This is a genomic window from Planococcus maritimus (genome assembly GCF_001687625.2).
Taxonomy (GTDB): domain Bacteria; phylum Bacillota; class Bacilli; order Bacillales_A; family Planococcaceae; genus Planococcus; species Planococcus maritimus.
Map to the genome: position 1 here is coordinate 2,071,115 of NZ_CP016538.2, position 18,152 is coordinate 2,089,266.

18 protein-coding genes are annotated in these 18,152 nt (G+C 46.0%); 6 read left to right on the plus strand and 12 right to left on the minus strand.

The genetic code is table 11. From position 1 onward, the window contains the following. Nucleotides 1-1,848, minus strand: a complete 1,848-nt coding sequence (gene typA, locus BBI11_RS10440) for a translational GTPase TypA (RefSeq protein ID WP_068463037.1) — start codon at nucleotides 1,846-1,848, stop codon at nucleotides 1-3. 107 nt (nucleotides 1,849-1,955) lie between these two features. On the opposite strand from typA, the gene BBI11_RS10445 reads away from it, so the two are divergent. After that, entirely contained in the window at nucleotides 1,956-2,165 is a 210-nt protein-coding gene (locus tag BBI11_RS10445; RefSeq protein WP_068463038.1) for a YlaF family protein, read from the plus strand. Between the two features lie 42 nt (nucleotides 2,166-2,207). On the opposite strand, the gene BBI11_RS10450 is transcribed toward BBI11_RS10445, so the two are convergent. Both BBI11_RS10450 and BBI11_RS10455 read right to left on the minus strand, forming a co-directional pair. Beyond that, nucleotides 2,208-3,008, minus strand: coding sequence for an inositol monophosphatase family protein (locus BBI11_RS10450; RefSeq protein ID WP_068463040.1), 801 nt, complete (start codon nucleotides 3,006-3,008; stop codon nucleotides 2,208-2,210). Nucleotides 3,009-3,096: 88 nt separating this feature from the next. Further along, nucleotides 3,097-3,291 carry a hypothetical protein gene (locus BBI11_RS10455; protein WP_068463042.1) on the minus strand — a complete coding sequence of 65 codons (195 nt, stop codon included), beginning with the start codon at nucleotides 3,289-3,291 and terminating at the stop codon, nucleotides 3,097-3,099. Between the two features lie 148 nt (nucleotides 3,292-3,439). On the opposite strand from BBI11_RS10455, the gene BBI11_RS10460 reads away from it, so the two are divergent. Beyond that, nucleotides 3,440-4,087: a YktB family protein gene (locus tag BBI11_RS10460; RefSeq protein WP_068463044.1), complete on the plus strand. Its 648-nt coding sequence runs from the start codon at nucleotides 3,440-3,442 to the stop codon at nucleotides 4,085-4,087. Between the two features lie 288 nt (nucleotides 4,088-4,375). On the opposite strand, the gene BBI11_RS10465 is transcribed toward BBI11_RS10460, so the two are convergent. Beyond that, complete coding sequence (locus tag BBI11_RS10465; RefSeq protein WP_068463046.1) at nucleotides 4,376-4,651, minus strand: UPF0223 family protein; 276 nt, start codon at nucleotides 4,649-4,651, stop codon at nucleotides 4,376-4,378. 9 nt (nucleotides 4,652-4,660) lie between these two features. Beyond that, entirely contained in the window at nucleotides 4,661-5,632 is a 972-nt protein-coding gene (locus BBI11_RS10470; RefSeq protein ID WP_068463048.1) for an NAD(P)H-dependent flavin oxidoreductase, read from the minus strand. Nucleotides 5,633-5,823: 191 nt separating this feature from the next. Between BBI11_RS10470 and BBI11_RS10475 the strand changes: the two genes are divergently transcribed. Beyond that, complete coding sequence (locus BBI11_RS10475; protein WP_068463050.1) at nucleotides 5,824-7,293, plus strand: aminotransferase class I/II-fold pyridoxal phosphate-dependent enzyme; 1,470 nt, start codon at nucleotides 5,824-5,826, stop codon at nucleotides 7,291-7,293. A gap of 59 nt (nucleotides 7,294-7,352) precedes the next feature. Here BBI11_RS10475 and BBI11_RS10480 read toward each other — a convergent pair whose 3' ends face one another. From BBI11_RS10480 to BBI11_RS10505, 6 genes are all read right to left on the minus strand, one after another. Continuing rightward, nucleotides 7,353-8,216 carry a polysaccharide deacetylase family protein gene (locus BBI11_RS10480; protein WP_068463052.1) on the minus strand — a complete coding sequence of 288 codons (864 nt, stop codon included), beginning with the start codon at nucleotides 8,214-8,216 and terminating at the stop codon, nucleotides 7,353-7,355. A gap of 89 nt (nucleotides 8,217-8,305) precedes the next feature. Next, on the minus strand, nucleotides 8,306-9,715 hold the full coding sequence (gene lpdA, locus BBI11_RS10485; protein WP_068463054.1) for a dihydrolipoyl dehydrogenase: 1,410 nt from the start codon (nucleotides 9,713-9,715) through the stop codon (nucleotides 8,306-8,308). Between the two features lie 5 nt (nucleotides 9,716-9,720). After that, complete coding sequence (locus BBI11_RS10490) at nucleotides 9,721-11,115, minus strand: dihydrolipoamide acetyltransferase family protein (protein WP_068463055.1); 1,395 nt, start codon at nucleotides 11,113-11,115, stop codon at nucleotides 9,721-9,723. A 171-nt stretch (nucleotides 11,116-11,286) separates the two neighbouring features. Then, entirely contained in the window at nucleotides 11,287-12,264 is a 978-nt protein-coding gene (locus tag BBI11_RS10495) for an alpha-ketoacid dehydrogenase subunit beta (protein ID WP_068463056.1), read from the minus strand. A gap of 3 nt (nucleotides 12,265-12,267) precedes the next feature. After that, nucleotides 12,268-13,380, minus strand: a complete 1,113-nt coding sequence (gene pdhA, locus BBI11_RS10500) for a pyruvate dehydrogenase (acetyl-transferring) E1 component subunit alpha (RefSeq protein WP_068463057.1) — start codon at nucleotides 13,378-13,380, stop codon at nucleotides 12,268-12,270. A gap of 255 nt (nucleotides 13,381-13,635) precedes the next feature. Further along, a complete protein-coding gene (locus tag BBI11_RS10505) occupies nucleotides 13,636-14,280 on the minus strand; it encodes a YkyA family protein (protein ID WP_068463059.1) in 645 nt (214 codons plus the stop codon). A 147-nt stretch (nucleotides 14,281-14,427) separates the two neighbouring features. On the opposite strand from BBI11_RS10505, the gene def reads away from it, so the two are divergent. Continuing rightward, nucleotides 14,428-15,000 carry a peptide deformylase gene (gene def, locus BBI11_RS10510; RefSeq protein WP_068463060.1) on the plus strand — a complete coding sequence of 191 codons (573 nt, stop codon included), beginning with the start codon at nucleotides 14,428-14,430 and terminating at the stop codon, nucleotides 14,998-15,000. A 66-nt stretch (nucleotides 15,001-15,066) separates the two neighbouring features. Here the strand turns inward: def and BBI11_RS10515 are convergent, their stop codons facing one another. Continuing rightward, nucleotides 15,067-15,840 carry a Cof-type HAD-IIB family hydrolase gene (locus BBI11_RS10515; protein WP_068463062.1) on the minus strand — a complete coding sequence of 258 codons (774 nt, stop codon included), beginning with the start codon at nucleotides 15,838-15,840 and terminating at the stop codon, nucleotides 15,067-15,069. Between the two features lie 279 nt (nucleotides 15,841-16,119). Here BBI11_RS10515 and BBI11_RS10520 point away from each other — a divergent pair, with 279 nt between their 5' ends. Further along, a complete protein-coding gene (locus BBI11_RS10520; RefSeq protein WP_068463064.1) occupies nucleotides 16,120-16,335 on the plus strand; it encodes a DNA-dependent RNA polymerase subunit epsilon in 216 nt (71 codons plus the stop codon). Continuing rightward, nucleotides 16,335-18,002: a ribonuclease J1 gene (rnjA, locus tag BBI11_RS10525; protein ID WP_068463065.1), complete on the plus strand. Its 1,668-nt coding sequence runs from the start codon at nucleotides 16,335-16,337 to the stop codon at nucleotides 18,000-18,002. The genes BBI11_RS10520 and rnjA overlap by 1 nt, the downstream gene beginning before the upstream one ends. Nucleotides 18,003-18,152 lie beyond the last annotated feature (150 nt).

An 18,152-nucleotide genomic window follows, 5' to 3' on the forward strand; every position in this document is an offset into this window, starting at 1 on the left:
TTATTCTTCGATGGCTACTTTCTTTTTCTTCGCCATGCGCTCGCGCTCGTTTTTGTCGAGAATTTTCTTACGCAAACGGATCGATTGAGGAGTGATTTCACAGTACTCATCATCGTTCAAGTATTCAAGTGCTTCTTCAAGGCTCATCAAACGCGCTTTTTTCATCGTCGTCGTCTGGTCTTTGTTGGCTGAACGGATGTTAGTCGCCGCTTTGATCTTAACGATGTTAACTGTCAAGTCGTTGTCGCGGTTATGTTCACCGACGATCATGCCTTCATAGATTTCAGTTCCGACTTCAACAAATGAAGTTCCGCGATCTTCGATGCCCATCAAGCCATAAGTTGAAGATTTGCCGCGCTCCATGGAAACGAGAACGCCTTGGCGACGGCCGCCTACGCGTCCTGATGCAACTGGCTGGTAGCTATCGAATGTGTGGTTAATGATTCCGTAACCACGTGTTTGCGTAAGGAATTCAGTTGTGTAACCAATCAACCCACGGGCAGGTACATTAAATACCAAACGGACTTGTCCGCTTCCGTTGTTGATCATATCCAGCATTTCACCTTTACGTTCACCGAGTGATTCGATGATTGCGCCAGTATACTCTTCAGGTACATCCACTTGAACGCGTTCAACCGGTTCGCAGCGGACGCCATCGACCATACGGACAATAACTTCAGGTTTAGATACTTGAATCTCGAATCCTTCACGACGCATGTTTTCAATCAAGATTGATAGATGCAGTTCGCCACGGCCCGAAACGACCCATGCATCTGGAGAATCCGTTGGATCAACGCGCAAGGAAACATCTGTCTCTAATTGAGCATCCAAACGCTCTTGGATTTTTCTTGATGTAATGAATTTACCTTCTTTACCGGCGAACGGGCTGTTGTTGACAAGGAATGTCATTTGCAGCGTCGGCTCATCGATACGTAGAATTGGCAAGGCTTCCTGGTGATCTTGAGGACATACCGTCTCACCGACGTTAATATCTTCTAGTCCAGAGATTGCGATCAAATCGCCAGCTTCGGCTTTTTGGATCTCAATGCGCTTCAAGCCCATAAATCCGTGAATTTTCGTAATGCGGAAGTTTTTAACAGATCCATCTAATTTCATCAAAGAGACAGATTGTCCAACTTCAATAGTTCCACGGAATACACGGCCGATACCGATACGTCCGACATAGTCGTTGTAATCCAGAAGTGCCACTTGGAATTGAAGTGGTTCTTCACGGTTGTCGATCGGTGCCGGTACGTGGTCCATGATGGCATCGTAGATAACCTGCATGTTTTCTTCTTGGTCAGCTGGGTCAGATGAAAGACTTGCTGTACCGTTCATGCCTGATGCGAAGATAACCGGGAATTCCAGTTGATCATCGTTTGCTTCAAGTTCGATGAACAATTCGATGACTTCATCGACAACTTCATCTGGACGCGCGAAATCGCGGTCGATTTTGTTGACGACTACAATCGGCTTGAGGTTTTGCTCAAGCGCTTTTTTCAAGACAAAGCGTGTCTGTGGCATACAGCCTTCGTACGCATCGACAACGAGTAATACGCCATCAACCATTTTCATGATGCGCTCCACTTCGCCGCCGAAATCAGCGTGTCCAGGAGTATCCAAAATGTTGATTTTAGCGTCTTTATATTGAATCGCGGTGTTTTTTGCTAGGATTGTAATTCCGCGTTCTCTTTCAATGTCGTTTGAGTCCATCGCCCGCTCATCAACATGTTCATTCGATCGGAAGATTCCTGATTGCTGAAGCAACTGATCCACCAATGTCGTTTTGCCGTGGTCAACGTGTGCGATAATTGCAATGTTGCGTAAATCGTTTCTAAGGTTAGTCATACTTTCACTCCAATATTCTTTTTTCGAGCCTATAACTGTGCTAGTATAGCACATATAGGGGAAAAACCCTACGATTTTATTTTCTTGTACGCAGGAGGTTAGATGGTATGAAAGAAGCGATCATAGAATCATGGCATAATATAAAATGGATTTTTGTCCTATTTTCACTGGCAGCAATCGGAGCGATGGTGCTCATTGGGGTCGCAGTGGCACTTCGCAGCGTAGTCGGCGTGTTTCTCTCCATCCTGTTGTTATTGGTTATCATGGGTTTTGGATTCAAACGAAAAAAAGAAATGCGCGACGCAGGCGCATTGTAAACGAACAAAAGAGGCCGGGATTTTCCGGCCTCTTTTTTCGATTCATGATTTAGGTTTCGGTTTAATATAATCTTGCAACAACTTCCCATGAATGGATGGATTGGCTGCTATGAAGGTGTCTGATTTCAACAAGTTTGCCGCTTCACCTGAAAAATTACTGGCGACAGCGCCAACTTCCTTCGCCATGACCATGCCTCCTGCAATATCCCAAGGCGACAGCCTCATGGAAATATAGGCATCGAGGCGCCCGCTTGCCAAGTACGCCAACTCGAGTGCCGCAGAACCATAAGAACGCATGCCGCGCGCTTCATGGACGAGGCGGATCGTCGCTTCATGCTCCACATGGCGGTTCGGTGTCGCCCACATGGAGTTCATGCCGATGATCGACTCACTGATGTCTGTATCCTTTAGCATTGGCAGCCGTTCATCGTTATAATAAGCCCCGCCGCCTGCTACTGCGTGATAGAGATCGTCGTTGACGACGTCATAAATATAGCCTAGCTTTCCGATGCCATCTTCATAAATTCCAAGCGAGATGGCGAAATTGCGCCGTTGATGCACGAAATTCATCGTGCCATCAATCGGATCAAGCATCCATACCGTGCCGCTTAACTCTTCAATCTTGTCTCCGAATCCTTCTTCGCCAAAAACGCGGTGACCTGGAAAATCTTTGCGAATATGTTCAATGAAAAACTTCTCCACATCCTTATCGACATTCGTCACCAAATCATTCGCGTGGGCTTTCGTATCTACCGAAATGTCACTCAGAAACGAATTGCGTATCCGGTGTCCGGCTTCTTTGATCATTGATTTTATGTAGCGGTCCATTGCATGCTGGTCCATATGAGCTCCCCCTTATTTCTTTTTAGTATAACGAAAAAAGCATCCACTGTCTTTAGCCAGCAGATGCTTCTACGGTATGGTCGTTTGTTTACAATGCATGAAGAGCCTCCAGTTCTACTTGTATTTCTGCCAGCCGTTTTTTGCTCTTGTCTTTTTGGCCGCCGTCATTTTGCTGCATGGCATCATACAAGGTGGCTAATTCGTAATCAAGTTCCAGCTTCAAGGTGTTGATGTACTCTTTTTCTACATCCGCTTTTCGGATAATCTGTATCATCTGTTTCATATCGAGCCCCCCCTTCCCCCATAATCGGAATATTCCGATTGTGATGTTTATTACACATCTTTACCCCCTTTTTCGCAACTGAAAACTTATTTATATTCATTCTTCCCAAACTTCGTTAAAATAAATGTGTCGATTAGTTAAGGAGGGAATGTCCGTGAATCCATACTGGACTGAACAAGATTTCGAAGTATTTGAAACCCCAGGGCTCGAAGCACGCATGGAAGCATTGAAAGCTTATGTGCGGCCGAAGTTCGAAGCATTGGGGCAAGATTTTTCCGCTTATTTCTCCGGAGAAACTGGAGATGAATTTTTTCCGCATGTCGCAAAGCATATGCGTCGGACCGTCAATCCGCCAAATGACAGCTGGGTAGCATTTGCGCCGTACAAACGCGGCTATAAAGCTGTACCTCATTTCCAAATTGGCCTATGGGAAAGCCATGTGTTTGTTATTCTCGCTGTTATCTACGAAGCTCCCGGAAAAGCAGCCATGGCAAATAAACTGATCTCGACTCAAGCTTTAGCTGAATTGCCATCCGACTTTGTGATGTCAGGCGATCATATGAAGCCCGAAGCTACTAGTATTGCTTCGCTCGGTGAAGAAGGTGTCGATAAATTGCTTTCGCGCCTGCGCGACGTAAAAAAAGGGGAATTGGTCATCGGCAAACATCTATCGCGTTCTGACGCTGCCGAACTGGACCAAGACGGATTCTATGCCTTTGCAGAAGAAACCTTCCGAGAACTGCTGCCAGTTTACCGGAATTTACTTTTAGCCCATGAAAAAACCGCCGTTCGCTGAACAGCGGTTTTTTTCAGGTTGTCGAGAAAGTGATAAAGCCGTATTTTCCGAAGCTTATCGCTCGCTTTCCGTGGGCTCGCGCCCAAGCCTCCTCAGCCGCTACGCGCCTTGCGGGGTCTCGGTCGTCTCGCTGATCCACAGGAGTCGAGCGAACACTTCTCCAAATACTCAGAGAGGTCATTAACTGTTGAAGAAAGCAAAAGACGCTATTTTTTCATAGTTGAGAGCAAACCATAGACTTCTTCAACACTCTGGAAAAAACCGCCGTTCGCTGAACGGCGGTTTTTTCTATCGTTTAATGCGAATCAAGTCGTCACCTGAAGCTTCCTTCATTTTCTTAACAACTTGGAAGCTGACATAGCCGCTTTCCTCTTCGAACTCACGGAAGTATGTTTTTTCTTCTGCCATCGATGGCACCACTTTTTTGAACTTGCGGTATTTGTCCATCAGTTCTTGACGGTTGATCCCTTTTTCATAAGCTTTTTCTATCGCTTCAAAAAATTCTACGACTTCGACAATCTCTTCAGTCGTCCAATCGATAGAAAATGGATATGAGTATTCCATTGCTGTCACCTACTCTCTTTCAATATTCCCCCAACGATTGCGGATTTCTTCTGTTTGCTGGATCATCCGGTCAAACAATTGCTGTACTGTCGGCACATCCCGGATCAATCCGGTCACTTGTCCCGCCCAGCCGAAACCACGCTCTTGTTCGCCGTCATAAATATAGCGTTTATTGGCAGATCCACTAATATAATCTTTCAACGCTTCATAGCTCGGCGTTTCTTTCTCGATTTCTAAAATTCGGTCGGTCCATGTATTCGACAAAGTACGGGCTGGTGCGCCAATGCTGCGCTTAATAATTACTGTATCGTTTTCTGTGCTGTCAATCAACTGTTGTTTATATAGTGGAGATGCGTGAATGCATTCTTGTGTTGCAATGAAACGCGTGCCCATTTCGATTCCTTCCGCTCCAAGAGCATGCGCTGCCATCCAGCCACGGCCATCGCCAATGCCTCCCGATGCGATTACAGGAATCGATACTGCATCGACTACTTGGGGGATCAAGACCATTGTCCCGATGTCATCACGACCGAGATGCCCCCCACCTTCATGACCGACCACCATGACGGCGTCAGCACCGAGCTTTTCTGCCTTTTCCGCTTGCCGCCTAGCTGCTACCAAGACCAGCTTCTTAATATCTGTGCCTTTCAATTGTTCAAAAATCGGCGTCGGATTGCCACCTGTCATCGACACCACCGGCACACGCTCTTCGATTGCGACATCTAACATATGCGAGAACGCTCGGCCATGTTCTCCTATTGCAAAGTTCACTCCGAACGGCTTGTCAGTCAATTTCCGTACTTTACGAATCTCTGTCCGCAATTCATCTGGCCCCGGTAGACTCATCGCCGTAATCTGGCCTAATCCCCCGGCATTTGAAACTGCCGCTGCTAACTCAGCATAAGCCAAATAAGCCAGGCCGCCTTGAATGATTGGATAGTCGATGCCGAGTAGTTCAGTAACTCTTGTCTGAAACGCCATAATCCCACTCCTTTTTTTCGTCCTCTCCATGTCTATTCGCTTCCATCTCAAAATTTCCTGTTGATTGCATCTACCTTATGTCAGGATGCTGAAAATAAGTCAGACATCTGTACTATATGTATAGTAACGAAGAGACTTGCATGCTATAATTTTTCTTGTTTTCATTTTGAAAAAGTGAGGTGCACGTCCCATTGTCACAACTCGAAACGCCGCTCTTTGATGCCTTATTGAAGCATCGGAATCGGCATCCCATACAATTCCACATTCCCGGCCATAAAAAAGGGCAAGGAGTCGATCCCGCTTTTCGGGAATTTGTCGGCGATAATATTCTGTCTATCGACTTAATCAATATAGCACCACTCGATGACCTCCATTCCCCAAAAGGCGCTATTAAACAAGCGCAAGAGCTGGCAGCAAAAGCCTTCGGGGCTGACCATACCTTTTTCTCGGTCCAAGGAACGAGCGGCGCCATCATGACAATGATCTTGAGCGTTGTCGGGCCAAACGATAAAATCTTGGTCCCGCGCAATGTCCATAAATCGATCATGTCGGCCATTGTTTTTGCCGGCGCTATTCCTGTCTTCATTCACCCAGAAGTCGATCCGGAATTAGGAATTTCCCACGGTATTTCACCTGAATCCGTTGAAAAAGCTTTAATTGAATACCCCGATGCCAAGGCTGTGCTCGTCATCAATCCAACTTATTTTGGGGTCGCGGCAGACTTGAAGCGCATTGTCGATGTTGCACATAGCAAGTCTATTCCCGTGCTCGTCGATGAGGCACACGGCGTTCATATCCATTTCCATAAATCGTTGCCGGTTTCCGCCATGGCAGCGGGCGCGGACATGGCAGCCACATCTGTTCATAAACTAGGAGGCTCCATGACACAAAGCTCCGTATTGAATGTGCGTGAGGGCTTGGTGTCGCCAAAGCGCGTACAAGCGACTCTGTCGATGCTTACGACTACATCGACTTCTTATCCGATTCTTGCCTCACTTGATACTGCGCGCCGCCAACTTGCCATACACGGATTTGACTTGATCGACCAAACCATCCGCCTGGCACAAGACGCACGCAAACGAATCAATAAAATTCCTCATCTCGTATGTGTTGGAAAAGAATTGCTCAATTCTTCTGCCACTTACGATATGGACCCGACCAAATTATTGATCAGCGTCAAAAACCTTGGCATTACTGGCCATCAAGCGGAGGAATGGCTGCGCGAGAATGCCAATATCGAAATCGAACTGTCCGATTTATACAATATCTTATGCTTAGTCACGCTTGGCGACAGCCGCAAAGAAATCAATTTGCTCGTGAACGCCTTGCAGCGCATGAGTGAAGCTTTGGAGACAGAACAGGCAGTGTCGGAACCTGTCGTCTTATTGCCAGAAATTCCACGTTTAGCTGTGACGCCGCGTGATGCTTTTTATGCAGAGACTGAAATTATACCGATAGATGATGCAGTTGGCCGCATTTCTGCTGAGTTTATTATGGTTTATCCTCCAGGCATTCCCATATTCATTCCAGGAGAGATCATTACCGAGGAAAACATTTCCTATATCCACACCAACGTCAAAGCAGGTTTGCCCGTGCAAGGACCGGAAGATGATTCACTTCAAACTCTACACGTCATCAAAGAACATCATGCATTCCGCTAATGGTATACAATTACAATAAAAAGGTTCCAGCGCAATTTGCGCCGGAACCTTTTTTACGATCAGATCCCTTCTATTTCGTTCGGATCTACAAATTCATACCCTTTTTTACGCAGCCCTTCAATAATTTGCGGCAAAGCTTCATTGGTCCATTCCCTGTCATGCATCAGCAGATTTCCGCCGTTATTGAGTTCAGGGGCATTGACCATAATGTCTGTCAACGCTTCAGTTTCCATATAGCCTTGCATATAATCATAGCCGTAAGTCCAGTTCATGCGTACCATGCCTTGTTCTTGAACGAGCGCTTTACTAAACTCGGTATTGACACCAAAAGGAGCACGGAAAAATTTCGGTGCCTCTCCGATGATTGCCTCAACACGATCGTTTAGCAACAAGATTTCTTCTTGCTGGACGCTTTCTGTAGACTGCTTCAAATTCACATGGGTATTCGTATGATTGCCGATTGCGAAGCCCATGTCGTGAATTTCAGACAAGTTCTCTTGTTCTTCTTCAGTATCCAGGAAATGCCCATTGACGAAAAAGATAGCTGGGACATCGAGTTCTTTCAAGGTCTCGGCCATCTCCAAAGCATATGTATCCGGCGCATCATCGATCGTGATCAACACCGCTTGTTCGTTTGCATCGCCAATCGCTTCAACTTTCGAGTTTTGAGGATTGATGCGGTAACGCGGTTTGGCAGCCTGCTCGCTGGCTTCTTCCGACTCTTGCTCCTCAGCATTTTCTTGCTCTTCTATTTGTGCTTGATCCTTTTGTTCGCTTGCCGATTCGGATGCGATATCTTCCTCAATTTCTGTTGGTGTTGCTTCATCTTGTGCTGGATCTACCGGTTCCTGTGCAGTTTCATCGGAACACGCCCCGAGTAAAAATACTGCACATGCCGACAGCAGCCAATTTCGTTTTTTCATAACCAACCTCCCTGTGTAAAATTTTAACATAGTATCGCTGGATAAGGCATAGAAAAAAGGACCGCATTTTGCGGTCCTTTTAAAGTTAATTATTTGATGATGTGAATCGGCGTACCTAGAGCTACTTCTGCCGCTTCCATTGTAATCTCAGCCAATGTCGGGTGAGCGTGGATCGTCATTGCGATGTCTTCCACAGTCATGCCCGCTTCGATTGCCAAGCCAATTTCTGCAACCATGTCAGAAGCGCCCGCTCCAACGATTTGTCCACCTAGCAACAAACCATCTTCTTTACGGGATACCAATTTCACAAAGCCTTCAGAAGAGTTCAATGACAAAGCACGGCCGTTTGCGCCAAACGGGAATTTCGCTGCTGTCACTTCAAAACCTTCTTCTTTAGCTTGTTCTTCCGTCAAACCAACACTTGCAAGTTCAGGGTCTGTAAAGCAAACCGCTGGAATCGCCATGTAGTCAACTTCTGATTTTTCACCAGCAATCGCTTCAGCAGCAACTTTGCCTTCGTAAGATGCTTTGTGAGCCAATTGAAGACCAGCGACAATATCACCGATTGCATAAATGTTCGGGATGCTTGTACGGCATTGCTTATCAACTTCGATAAGCCCGCGCTCGCCCATTTTGATGTTGAGCTCTTCAAGGCCCATTTCATCTGTGTTCGGACGGCGACCGACAGTTACCAATACGTAGTCTGCGTCGATTGTTTTCTCTTCGCCGCCTGCTTCGTATGAAACCGAAACGCCTGAATCTGATTCTTCTACGCCTTTAGCAGATGCTTTTGTGATGACTTCAACGCCTTTTTTCTTCAAGCCTTTTTTGACGATTGACGTCATTTGCTTTTCAAATCCAGCGAGAATGTCTGGTGCGCCTTCAAGGATTGTTACTTCAGAACCCATATTGGCATAGGCCGTTCCAAGCTCAGTTCCGATATAGCCGCCGCCGATGACGAGCAGTTTTTTCGGTACTTCTTTCAAAGCCAATGCGCCAGACGAATCGATCACGCGCTCTGAATACTTGAATGTTGGAATTTCAACTGGGCGTGAACCCGTTGCAATAATCGCGTTTTTGAACTTATACGTTTGAGCAGAATCCGCGTCCATGATGCGGACAGTGTTTTCGTCTACGAAATATGCTTCGCCGCGGACGATTTCCACTTTATTGCCTTTTAGCAAGGATTCAACGCCGCCAGTCAATTTCTTAACGACGCTGTCTTTGAACGATTGCGCTTTTTCGAAGTTCAAAGAAACTTCTTTTGCCACGATGCCCATATCATCAGAATGCTGGGCTTCTTCAAAACGGTGGCCGACAGAGATCATCGCTTTTGAAGGGATACAGCCGACGTTCAAACAAACGCCGCCGATGTATTCTTTCTCAACGATGGTCACTTTTTGGCCAGTCTGTGCTGCACGGATAGCTGCGACATAGCCGCCAGGGCCTGAGCCGATGACGAGCGTGTCTGTTTCGATTGGGAAATCTCCTACTACCATAAGTTTTACGCCTCCATTAATAGTAATTCTGGTTCACTTAACAAACGCTTGATGTGATTTAATGCATGTTGTGCAGTTGCTCCGTCGATCATGCGGTGATCGAAGCTCAATGACAATGCTAACACAGGAGCTGCTACAATTTCACCATTTTTCACTACCGGTTTTTCGGCAATGCGCCCAATGCCCAAAATAGCAACTTCCGGATGGTTAATGACTGGCGTAAACCATTGGCCGCCTGCAGATCCGATGTTTGTAATCGAGCATGACGCGCCTTTCATTTCAGCAGATGACAATTTGCCGTCGCGCGCTTTTGTTGCAAGCTGGTTAATTTCATCAGAGACGGAGAACACGGATTTGCGGTCTGCATGCTTGATGACCGGAACGAGCAATCCTTTATCTGTATCAGCGGCAATTCCGATATTGAAGTAATGTTTTTGGATTACTTCACCGGTTTCGTCGTCGAACGATGTGTTCAGCGCTGGGAATTCACGCAATGTGCTGACTAAAGCTTTAACGACATACGGCAAGTACGTCAACTTAATGTCTTTTTCGGCAGCGATGTCTTTGAATTTTTTACGGTGTGCTACGAGTTCGGTTACATCGACTTCGTCCATCAACGCGACGTGAGGAGCGGTATGCTTCGAATGCACCATTGCTTTGGCGATGGCTTTGCGCATGCCGGACATTTTTTCGCGCGTTTCTGGGAATTCACCTTCTGGAGCGGCTGCAGCTGCTGGCGCTTCTTTTGTTTCTTCTGTTTCTTGTGAAGCAGCTTCCTGTTCTGCTGCTGGCGCTTCTTGCTCCTGGCCGCCGTCCAAGAACGCTTCGATGTCTTGTTTCATAATGCGCCCGTTGTCGCCAGAGCCTTTGACTTTCTTAATATCGACTTCTTTTTCACGCGCAAATTTGCGCACAGATGGCATCGCGATGACGCGTTTGTTCGGATCGCTGTCTGCTTCATCAGCTTGTGGCTGATCGCCGGCACCAGTTTCGCCTTGTGGTTTGCTTTCAGGAGCTGCTTCTTTTTCGACATTTTCGCCTGATTCAGCTGTTCCTGATTGAACCTGCTCTTCTGTTTCTTCTTGTTTCTCTTCTTGTTTCGCTTCAGGAGCCGGTTTTTCTTCGTCGTCTTTCCCGCCTTTGAAGTGAACATCATCGGCATCCGGGGAATCGATTTTTACGAGTACATCTCCAACGACTGCAACCGTTCCTTCGTCTACGAGCACTTCCTCGATAGTTCCTGAAACAGGAGACGGGATTTCTACGACCGCTTTATCATTCTGTACTTCACATAGAATATCGTCTTCTTCGATCGTGTCTCCGGCCTTGATAAACCATTTTACTATTTCACCTTCGTGGATACCTTCACCGATATCCGGCAATCGAAATTCAAAAGCCATTCTAGTCACCCTTTCTATTGTACGTTCGATACGGCGCGCCATATCAAGTGCTGCCATTTCATAGTGATTCAGCCCAGGATCCGAAAAAACGGAAGTCAGATGGGCTGAATACAGTTCTTCTTTCTATATTACCGCTTAGTAAGAGCGCATTCGCTCCCCCTTACCGGTCAATTAAAAGTTCAATACTTTGTTCGCTGTTTCTACTATATCCTTAGCATTCGGCAACCAAACTTGCTCAGCTTGCGAGAATGGGAAAACAGAGTCTGGTGCTGTGACACGGAGTACTGGAGCTTCTAAGCTCAAGATTGCGCGGTCGTTGATTTCAGCTACGACGCTCGCTGCAATGCCAGCTTGTTTTTGAGCTTCTTGTACAACGATTGCACGGTTTGTTTTTTCGACAGATGCAATGATCGCTTCGATATCAAGTGGCTGGACTGTGCGCAAGTCAATGACTTCCACTGAATGTCCGTCTTTTTCCAACTCTTCTGCTGCTTTCATGCTTTCCTGTACCATCGCACCGTAAGTGATGATGGAGAGGTCTGTTCCTTCACGCTTCACATCGGCTTTGCCGAGGGGAATTGTGTATTCTTCTTCCGGCACTTCTTGGCGGAATGAACGATACAATTTCATATGCTCCAAGAAAATAACTGGATCGTTGTCACGGATTGCTGAAATCAACAAGCCTTTTGCATCGTATGGTGTTGACGGAATGACTACTTTCAAGCCAGGCTGTGAAGTCATTAATCCTTCAAGTGAATCAGCGTGCATTTCCGGTGTGTGCACGCCACCGCCGAATGGTGAACGAATCGTTACAGGAGACGTCAATGTGCCGCCGCTGCGGTAGCGCATACGTGCCATTTGGCCACTGATGGAGTCCATGACTTCAAATACGAAGCCGAAAAATTGGATTTCTGGTACTGGGCGATAGCCTTGAAGCGCCAGGCCGATTGCAAGCCCGCCGATTCCTGATTCAGCAAGTGGTGTGTCAAATACACGATCTTCGCCAAATTCTTTTTGCAAACCTTCAGTTGCGCGGAATACACCGCCATTATTACCTACGTCTTCACCGAAAACCAGAACATTTTCATCATTTTTCATTTCTGTTTTCAGAGCGTCCGTAATCGCTTGGATCATCGTCATTTGTGCCATGGCTTACTTCGACTCCTTTGCTTTATAGATATCGAGCTGTTCTTGTACATTGAATGGAACTTCTTCGTACATGATTCCGAGAAGGTCAGAAACTTTTTGTTTCGGCGTACCATCTGCTTCTTTGATTGCCGCTTTGATTTCTTCTTTCGCTTTCTCGATTACTTCGTTTTCTTTTTCTTCATTCCACAAGCCTTTAGCTTCAAGGAATTTACGGAAACGAACGAGTGGATCTTTCTTTTCCCATTCGCTGTCGATGTCTGAAGTACGGTAGCGTGTTGGGTCATCCCCTGCCATTGTATGTGGCCCGTAGCGGTAGCACATCGTTTCGATCAATGTCGGTCCTTCGCCTTTGACTGCGCGCTCGCGTGCATCGCGAGTGACCGCGTATACTGCTAGTGGGTCCATGCCATCTACAAGCACTCCTGGAATCCCTGCAGATACTGCTTTTTGAGCGATAGTTTTAGCTGAAGTCTGTAGTTCGCGTGGTGTAGAGATCGCGAATTGGTTGTTTTGTACAATGAAGATCGCTGGTGCACGGAATGCGCCTGCAAAGTTAATGCCTTCATAGAAATCACCTTGTGAAGATCCGCCGTCGCCTGTGTACGTAACTGCGACTGCTTCTTTTTTGCGCTTCTGCATGCCCAAAGCCACGCCCGCTGCCTGGATAAATTGTGCGCCAATGATAATTTGCGGAGGCAAAATGTTCAAGCCTTCAGCCATTTGGTTCCCTTTAAAGTGTCCACGAGAGAACAAGAAAGCCTGGTGCAACGGCCATCCGTGCCAGATCAATTGCGGTACATCGCGGTAGCCCGGCAAGATGAAATCATCTTTTTCCAACGCGAAATGAGAAGCCAATTGAGATGCTTCTTGCCCTGCTGTTGGTGCGTAGAACCCGAGACGCCCTTGGCGGTTCAATGAAATGGAGCGTTGATCCAAAATACGCGTGTAAACCATACGTTTCATCAACTCTTCCAATTGCTCATCGGATAAATTCGGATCGTAATCCTTATTAACAATTTCGCCTTCTTCGTTCAATACTTGAACCATTTCGAACTTTTCTTCGATCGCTTGAAGTGTTTCCACCGGATCGAATTGCTGATTCTTTTTCGCAGCCATAAAAGCAACTCTCCTTTATCTGTATTAAAATTTTAACACTAGCTTAGTGATACAATCGCCACATTCTTTTTCAGTATACGCCACCATAATATTACGGTCAATCATTGAAGAATATTACAATATACGTGTATACCCGTTTTTATAAATCTTAAAAATGTTCCCAACTGTACTATAAGGAAATAGTCATCTGTATTATAATACAAGGGATTCTAACATCGCTTTTATAGCACAGAAAAAAGCAGCCTGTCCGGCTGCTCATTCGTTTTCGGCATTCATTTTTTCAATGGTTTCGTTTTTCAATTCATTAAACTGTTCTGTTTGTTCGTTGAAAGCTGTTACTGCCTGTTGTACCAGTTCATTTTGTTCGTTTACTTCATCTGTTTTTTCCTGTAGCGTTGCAAGGTCCATCTCTTCTTCAGCTACCATGGCGTATAATTCTTTCTGTCGTTCAACCAACGCCTGGTAAGCGTCAGTGAATTCTCCATGTTTCGCGAAACGTTCGTCCATTTGTGCTTTCAACGCTTCAAGATTTGCTTGTAGCGTTTCATCTTCCGTCTCTTCGATCAATTGGCCGATTTCCGTAAATTCTTCAGCTGCCCCTTGCATCGATTCACGTTCCGTTGCCAATAGTTCAAGCCTCTCATCGGCAGAAGCAATTGCTTCCTGAGATTTTTCTTCCACTTCCGCCTGCTGTTCTTTGGTCAATGCCATAATCGATTCAAACAGTTCTTGCTCGTTCTGTTCGCGACTCTGCAATTCACTTTGCACTTCCCGGTAATCCGCTTCCTCTTCGAAAGTCGCTTCTAGTATTTCGTTCAGCTGTTGCTCAGTCGACTCGCCCGAACAAGCCGTTAGAAAGAGCGTGCCGGTCAAAACCGTGGCGATGGCTATTTTCTTCACAATAAAGTCCCCCTTGATTTCCATGAATTAACTATAGAATGATTATCGGCAAAATACAATGGTAGGAAGAGCTTTTTCTTTTTTCAAAAATGCAATCATGCGCTACAATAAGATGTACTAGCGAGCAGCATGAAAGGATGAACACACGTGATTTTAATGAATGACATTGTCCGCGAAGGACACCCTGCACTCCGCCAAAAAGCAGAAGAGGTTAAACTTCCACTTTCCGAAGAAGACCGTAAGCTTGGCGAAGAGCTATTGGAATATGTAAAAAACAGCCAAGATGATGAGCTGGTTGATAAATACGATTTGCGCCCGGGCGTTGGCATCGCCGCACCTCAAATTAATGTCTCCAAACGGATATTCGCTCTGCATTTCGACGAGCATTCCGGTGAAAACTTGAGCCTCGTTGCAGTCAATCCAAAAATCGTCAGCCATTCTGTCGAAAAAGCCTATCTATCAGGCGGCGAAGGCTGTTTGTCCGTTGACCGTTCGGTTCCGGGATATGTACCGCGTTATGCACGCATTACGGTCAAGGGCTATACGCTTTCCGGCGAAGCATTTAAAATGCGTTTAAAAGGATTGCCTGCTATCGCTTTCCAACATGAACTTGATCATTTGAACGGCATCATGTTCTACGACCACATCAACCCGAAAGATCCGTTCCAGGAAGTAGAAAATGGCTCGGCTATCGACCTCCAAGCAGAAACAGCAGAATGACGAAACCCCGCCCAATCTTGGGCGGGGTTTTATGGTGACCTTGAAATTTTTACATCCGTAACATTTTTAGCGGCTAAGTCCGAGAAACTCAAATGCGCGGGCTAGTCCGCCTTCATCAACATGCCCTGTGACATGATTTGCGCGTTTCTTGGTTTCTTCATGGCCGTTAGCCATCGCAACGCTATAGCCCGCAATTTCCATCATTTGAAGATCGTTCAAACCATCACCGAATGCAATCGTGTCTTCGAGTCGATGGCCGGTCGAACGGATCAATTGTTTGATGCCTTCTGCCTTACTGCCGCCTTTAGGCAGGATATCGCATGATACTCGATGCCAGCGCACAAAATCCACACTGTGAAATTCTTCGTGATATTGGCTTTCTTCATGTTCTTCGCAGAAGACCAACGCCTGATAAACGTCGTTTGTGCGGTAAAATTCTTTATCCTTCTCAGGATGCGGGAGCTTCAAACTTGTGATGCTTTCGTCAATGTCCGGGTGGAAATCGATAGACGATACCATCTTGTGCTCATTCAAGAACACCAAAGGATGGTCCCGTTCTTCTGCAAAAGCCAACACTTTCCCCAAAGTCTCTGCGCCGATCGCCTGTTTGTGCACCGCTTTGTTTTCATAAGCGATGTATTGGCCATTGAATGTGATGTACGTATCAATTGCTAATTCCTCCAGCAATGATCCAATCATAAACGGCGCTCGGCCCGTTGCGATAGCCAGGTGATGGCCATTTGCGCGCGCTGCATTCAAGGCTTTTTTCGTTGCATCCGGCAACTGCTTGTTCGTGTCTAGCAAGGTACCGTCGATATCCAATAACAATAATTTTGACATATTCTTATCTCCAATCTTTTGGGGCAATTCTTGATTCACCCTCTTTTCTTTTGTCAGAAAAAACAGTATACTATACATAAGGAGTGGTGGGCCATGCTGAAACGGTTGAAACGCAGACTACTCAGACAGCTCAACGGCATTATGAATAAAAAGAAGATAGCATAAGGTTTGTTTCGGCCCTTCTTAATAAATAGGAGGGCTATTCTTTATTTTAAAACAATGACATGATAATATAAAGAAAGTGCATTTATATTGAACGTGGAAAAAGGAGAGCAAAATATGATTTTTAAAGTATATTACCAAGAAAACCGTCTTGAAGTACCAGTTCGTGAAAACACAAAAAGTTTATACGTAGAAGCTTCCACCGAGCGGGAAGTCCGTTATCACCTGAAGGACCGCAACTTCAACATCGAGCTTGTACAGCTTTTAGAAGGCCAACATCTCGAATATGAACAAGCCTCCCAAGATTATCAAGTGGAGTCTATCGACGCCTAATGAAATTCGTAAAAAATGACCAAACAGCTGTTTTCGCACTCGGCGGACTGGGCGAAATCGGCAAAAACACTTATGGCGTGCAATTCCAGGATGAAATCATCCTCATTGACGCCGGCATTAAATTCCCGGAAGACGATCTGCTCGGAATCGATTACGTCATTCCGGATTACACTTACTTAGTCAAAAATGCCGATAAAATTAAAGGCCTTTTCGTTACCCATGGCCACGAAGACCATATTGGCGGAATCCCTTACTTGCTAAAGCAAGTAAACATGCCGGTTTATGGCGGTAAGCTGGCACTTGGCTTATTGCGCAAAAAATTAGAGGAACATGGTTTGCTGCGTCAGACGAAGATGATTGAAATCGAAGAGGAAGATGTCATTAAATTCCGTAAAACTTCGGTCAGTTTCTTCCGCACGACCCATAGTATCCCAGATTCATTCGGTGTGGTTGTCAAAACCCCACCCGGAAGCATCGTTCATACGGGCGATTTTAAATTCGATTTCACTCCAGTTGGTGAACCGGCCAATTTGTTGAAAATGGCTCAAATCGGAAGCGAAGGTGTATTGTGTCTATTATCTGACTCGACCAACGCAGAAATTCCGAACTTCACCATGTCCGAACGCAAAGTCGGCGAAACCATCAAAGATATTATGAGAAAAGTTGAAGGACGTTTAATTTTTGCGACCTTTGCTTCCAATATTTATCGCTTGCAGCAAGTAACCGATGAAGCTGTACGTCAGGGCCGCAAAATTGCTGTCTTCGGACGCAGCATGGATAATGCCATGACGATCGGCCGTGAACTCGGCTATATCACAGCACCTGAAGATGCATTTATCGATACTCAAACCTTAAACCGTATGCCAGCTGATAAAGTTGTCATTCTGTGCACGGGTTCACAAGGCGAACCGATGGCTGCGTTGTCACGTATTGCTAACGGAACACACCGACAAATCCAGATCCAACCAAATGACACAGTGGTCTTCTCTTCTTCCCCGATTCCGGGCAACACGAGCAGTGTCAACCGCACAATCAACTTATTGTTCCGAGCGGGGGCTGATGTCATTCATGGTTCATTGAACGACATCCATACATCCGGCCACGGTTCACAAGAAGAAAACAAATTGATGCTTCGCTTGATCAAGCCAAAATATTTCATGCCGATCCACGGCGAGTACCGCATGCAGGCTCAACACGCAGAACTTGCTGTAGACTGCGACGTTCCGCGCGAAAACACCTTCATCATGGAAAATGGTGATGTTTTGGCACTCGGTCAAAACGAAGCTTCTGTCGCTGGCCGCATTCCTTCCGGCGATGTTTACATCGACGGCAGCGGAATTGGCGACATTGGCAATATCGTGCTTCGCGACCGCCGCGTCCTATCTGAAGAAGGGCTCGTCATCGTCGTTGTCAGCGTCGATAAGAAAAAGAGCCGCATGGTCTCAGGGCCTGACCTCATTTCGCGTGGGTTCGTTTACATGCGCGAGTCCGGTACGATGATTTACGAAGCACAACAAATGCTAAACCGTCACTTAAATAAAAAAATCCACAGTAAAAATACTGACTGGGCAGAATTGAAAACCGAAATTTCAGATGTTCTTGGACCGTATCTCTATGAAAAAACGAAACGCCGTCCGATGATTCTACCCGTCATCATGGAAGTATAAAAAAAGAAGCCCTCAGCGGCTTCTTTTTTTATAGCATTGAAAAAGTCTATAATCTTCCATAAATAAAAGAATGTGACACTATTTCACAATTAAAAATCAAAGAACTATCTAAGTATTTGGAGTAGCGTTTGCTCGACTCCTGTGGGATTA

Bases quoted from the DNA above. Each gene is read 5' to 3' on its own strand.
- BBI11_RS10465 (WP_068463046.1), bottom strand. From the start codon at position 4,651: ATGGAATACTCATATCCATTTTCTATCGATTGGACGACTGAAGAGATT.
- BBI11_RS10470 (WP_068463048.1), bottom strand. From the start codon at position 5,632: ATGGCGTTTCAGACAAGAGTTACTGAACTACTCGGCATCGACTATCCA.
- lpdA (WP_068463054.1), bottom strand. From the start codon at position 9,715: ATGGTAGTAGGAGATTTCCCAATCGAAACAGACACGCTCGTCATCGGC.
- BBI11_RS10520 (WP_068463064.1), top strand. From the start codon at position 16,120: ATGATTTTTAAAGTATATTACCAAGAAAACCGTCTTGAAGTACCAGTT.
- rnjA (WP_068463065.1), top strand. From the start codon at position 16,335: ATGAAATTCGTAAAAAATGACCAAACAGCTGTTTTCGCACTCGGCGGA.
- BBI11_RS10480 (WP_068463052.1), bottom strand. From the start codon at position 8,216: ATGAAAAAACGAAATTGGCTGCTGTCGGCATGTGCAGTATTTTTACTC.
- BBI11_RS10515 (WP_068463062.1), bottom strand. From the start codon at position 15,840: ATGTCAAAATTATTGTTATTGGATATCGACGGTACCTTGCTAGACACG.
- BBI11_RS10460 (WP_068463044.1), top strand. From the start codon at position 3,440: ATGTCCGTGAATCCATACTGGACTGAACAAGATTTCGAAGTATTTGAA.
- BBI11_RS10495 (WP_068463056.1), bottom strand. From the start codon at position 12,264: ATGGCACAAATGACGATGATCCAAGCGATTACGGACGCTCTGAAAACA.
- pdhA (WP_068463057.1), bottom strand. From the start codon at position 13,380: ATGGCTGCGAAAAAGAATCAGCAATTCGATCCGGTGGAAACACTTCAA.
- BBI11_RS10455 (WP_068463042.1), bottom strand. From the start codon at position 3,291: ATGAAACAGATGATACAGATTATCCGAAAAGCGGATGTAGAAAAAGAG.
- BBI11_RS10445 (WP_068463038.1), top strand. From the start codon at position 1,956: ATGAAAGAAGCGATCATAGAATCATGGCATAATATAAAATGGATTTTT.
- typA (WP_068463037.1), bottom strand. From the start codon at position 1,848: ATGACTAACCTTAGAAACGATTTACGCAACATTGCAATTATCGCACAC.
- BBI11_RS10490 (WP_068463055.1), bottom strand. From the start codon at position 11,115: ATGGCTTTTGAATTTCGATTGCCGGATATCGGTGAAGGTATCCACGAA.
- BBI11_RS10450 (WP_068463040.1), bottom strand. From the start codon at position 3,008: ATGGACCAGCATGCAATGGACCGCTACATAAAATCAATGATCAAAGAA.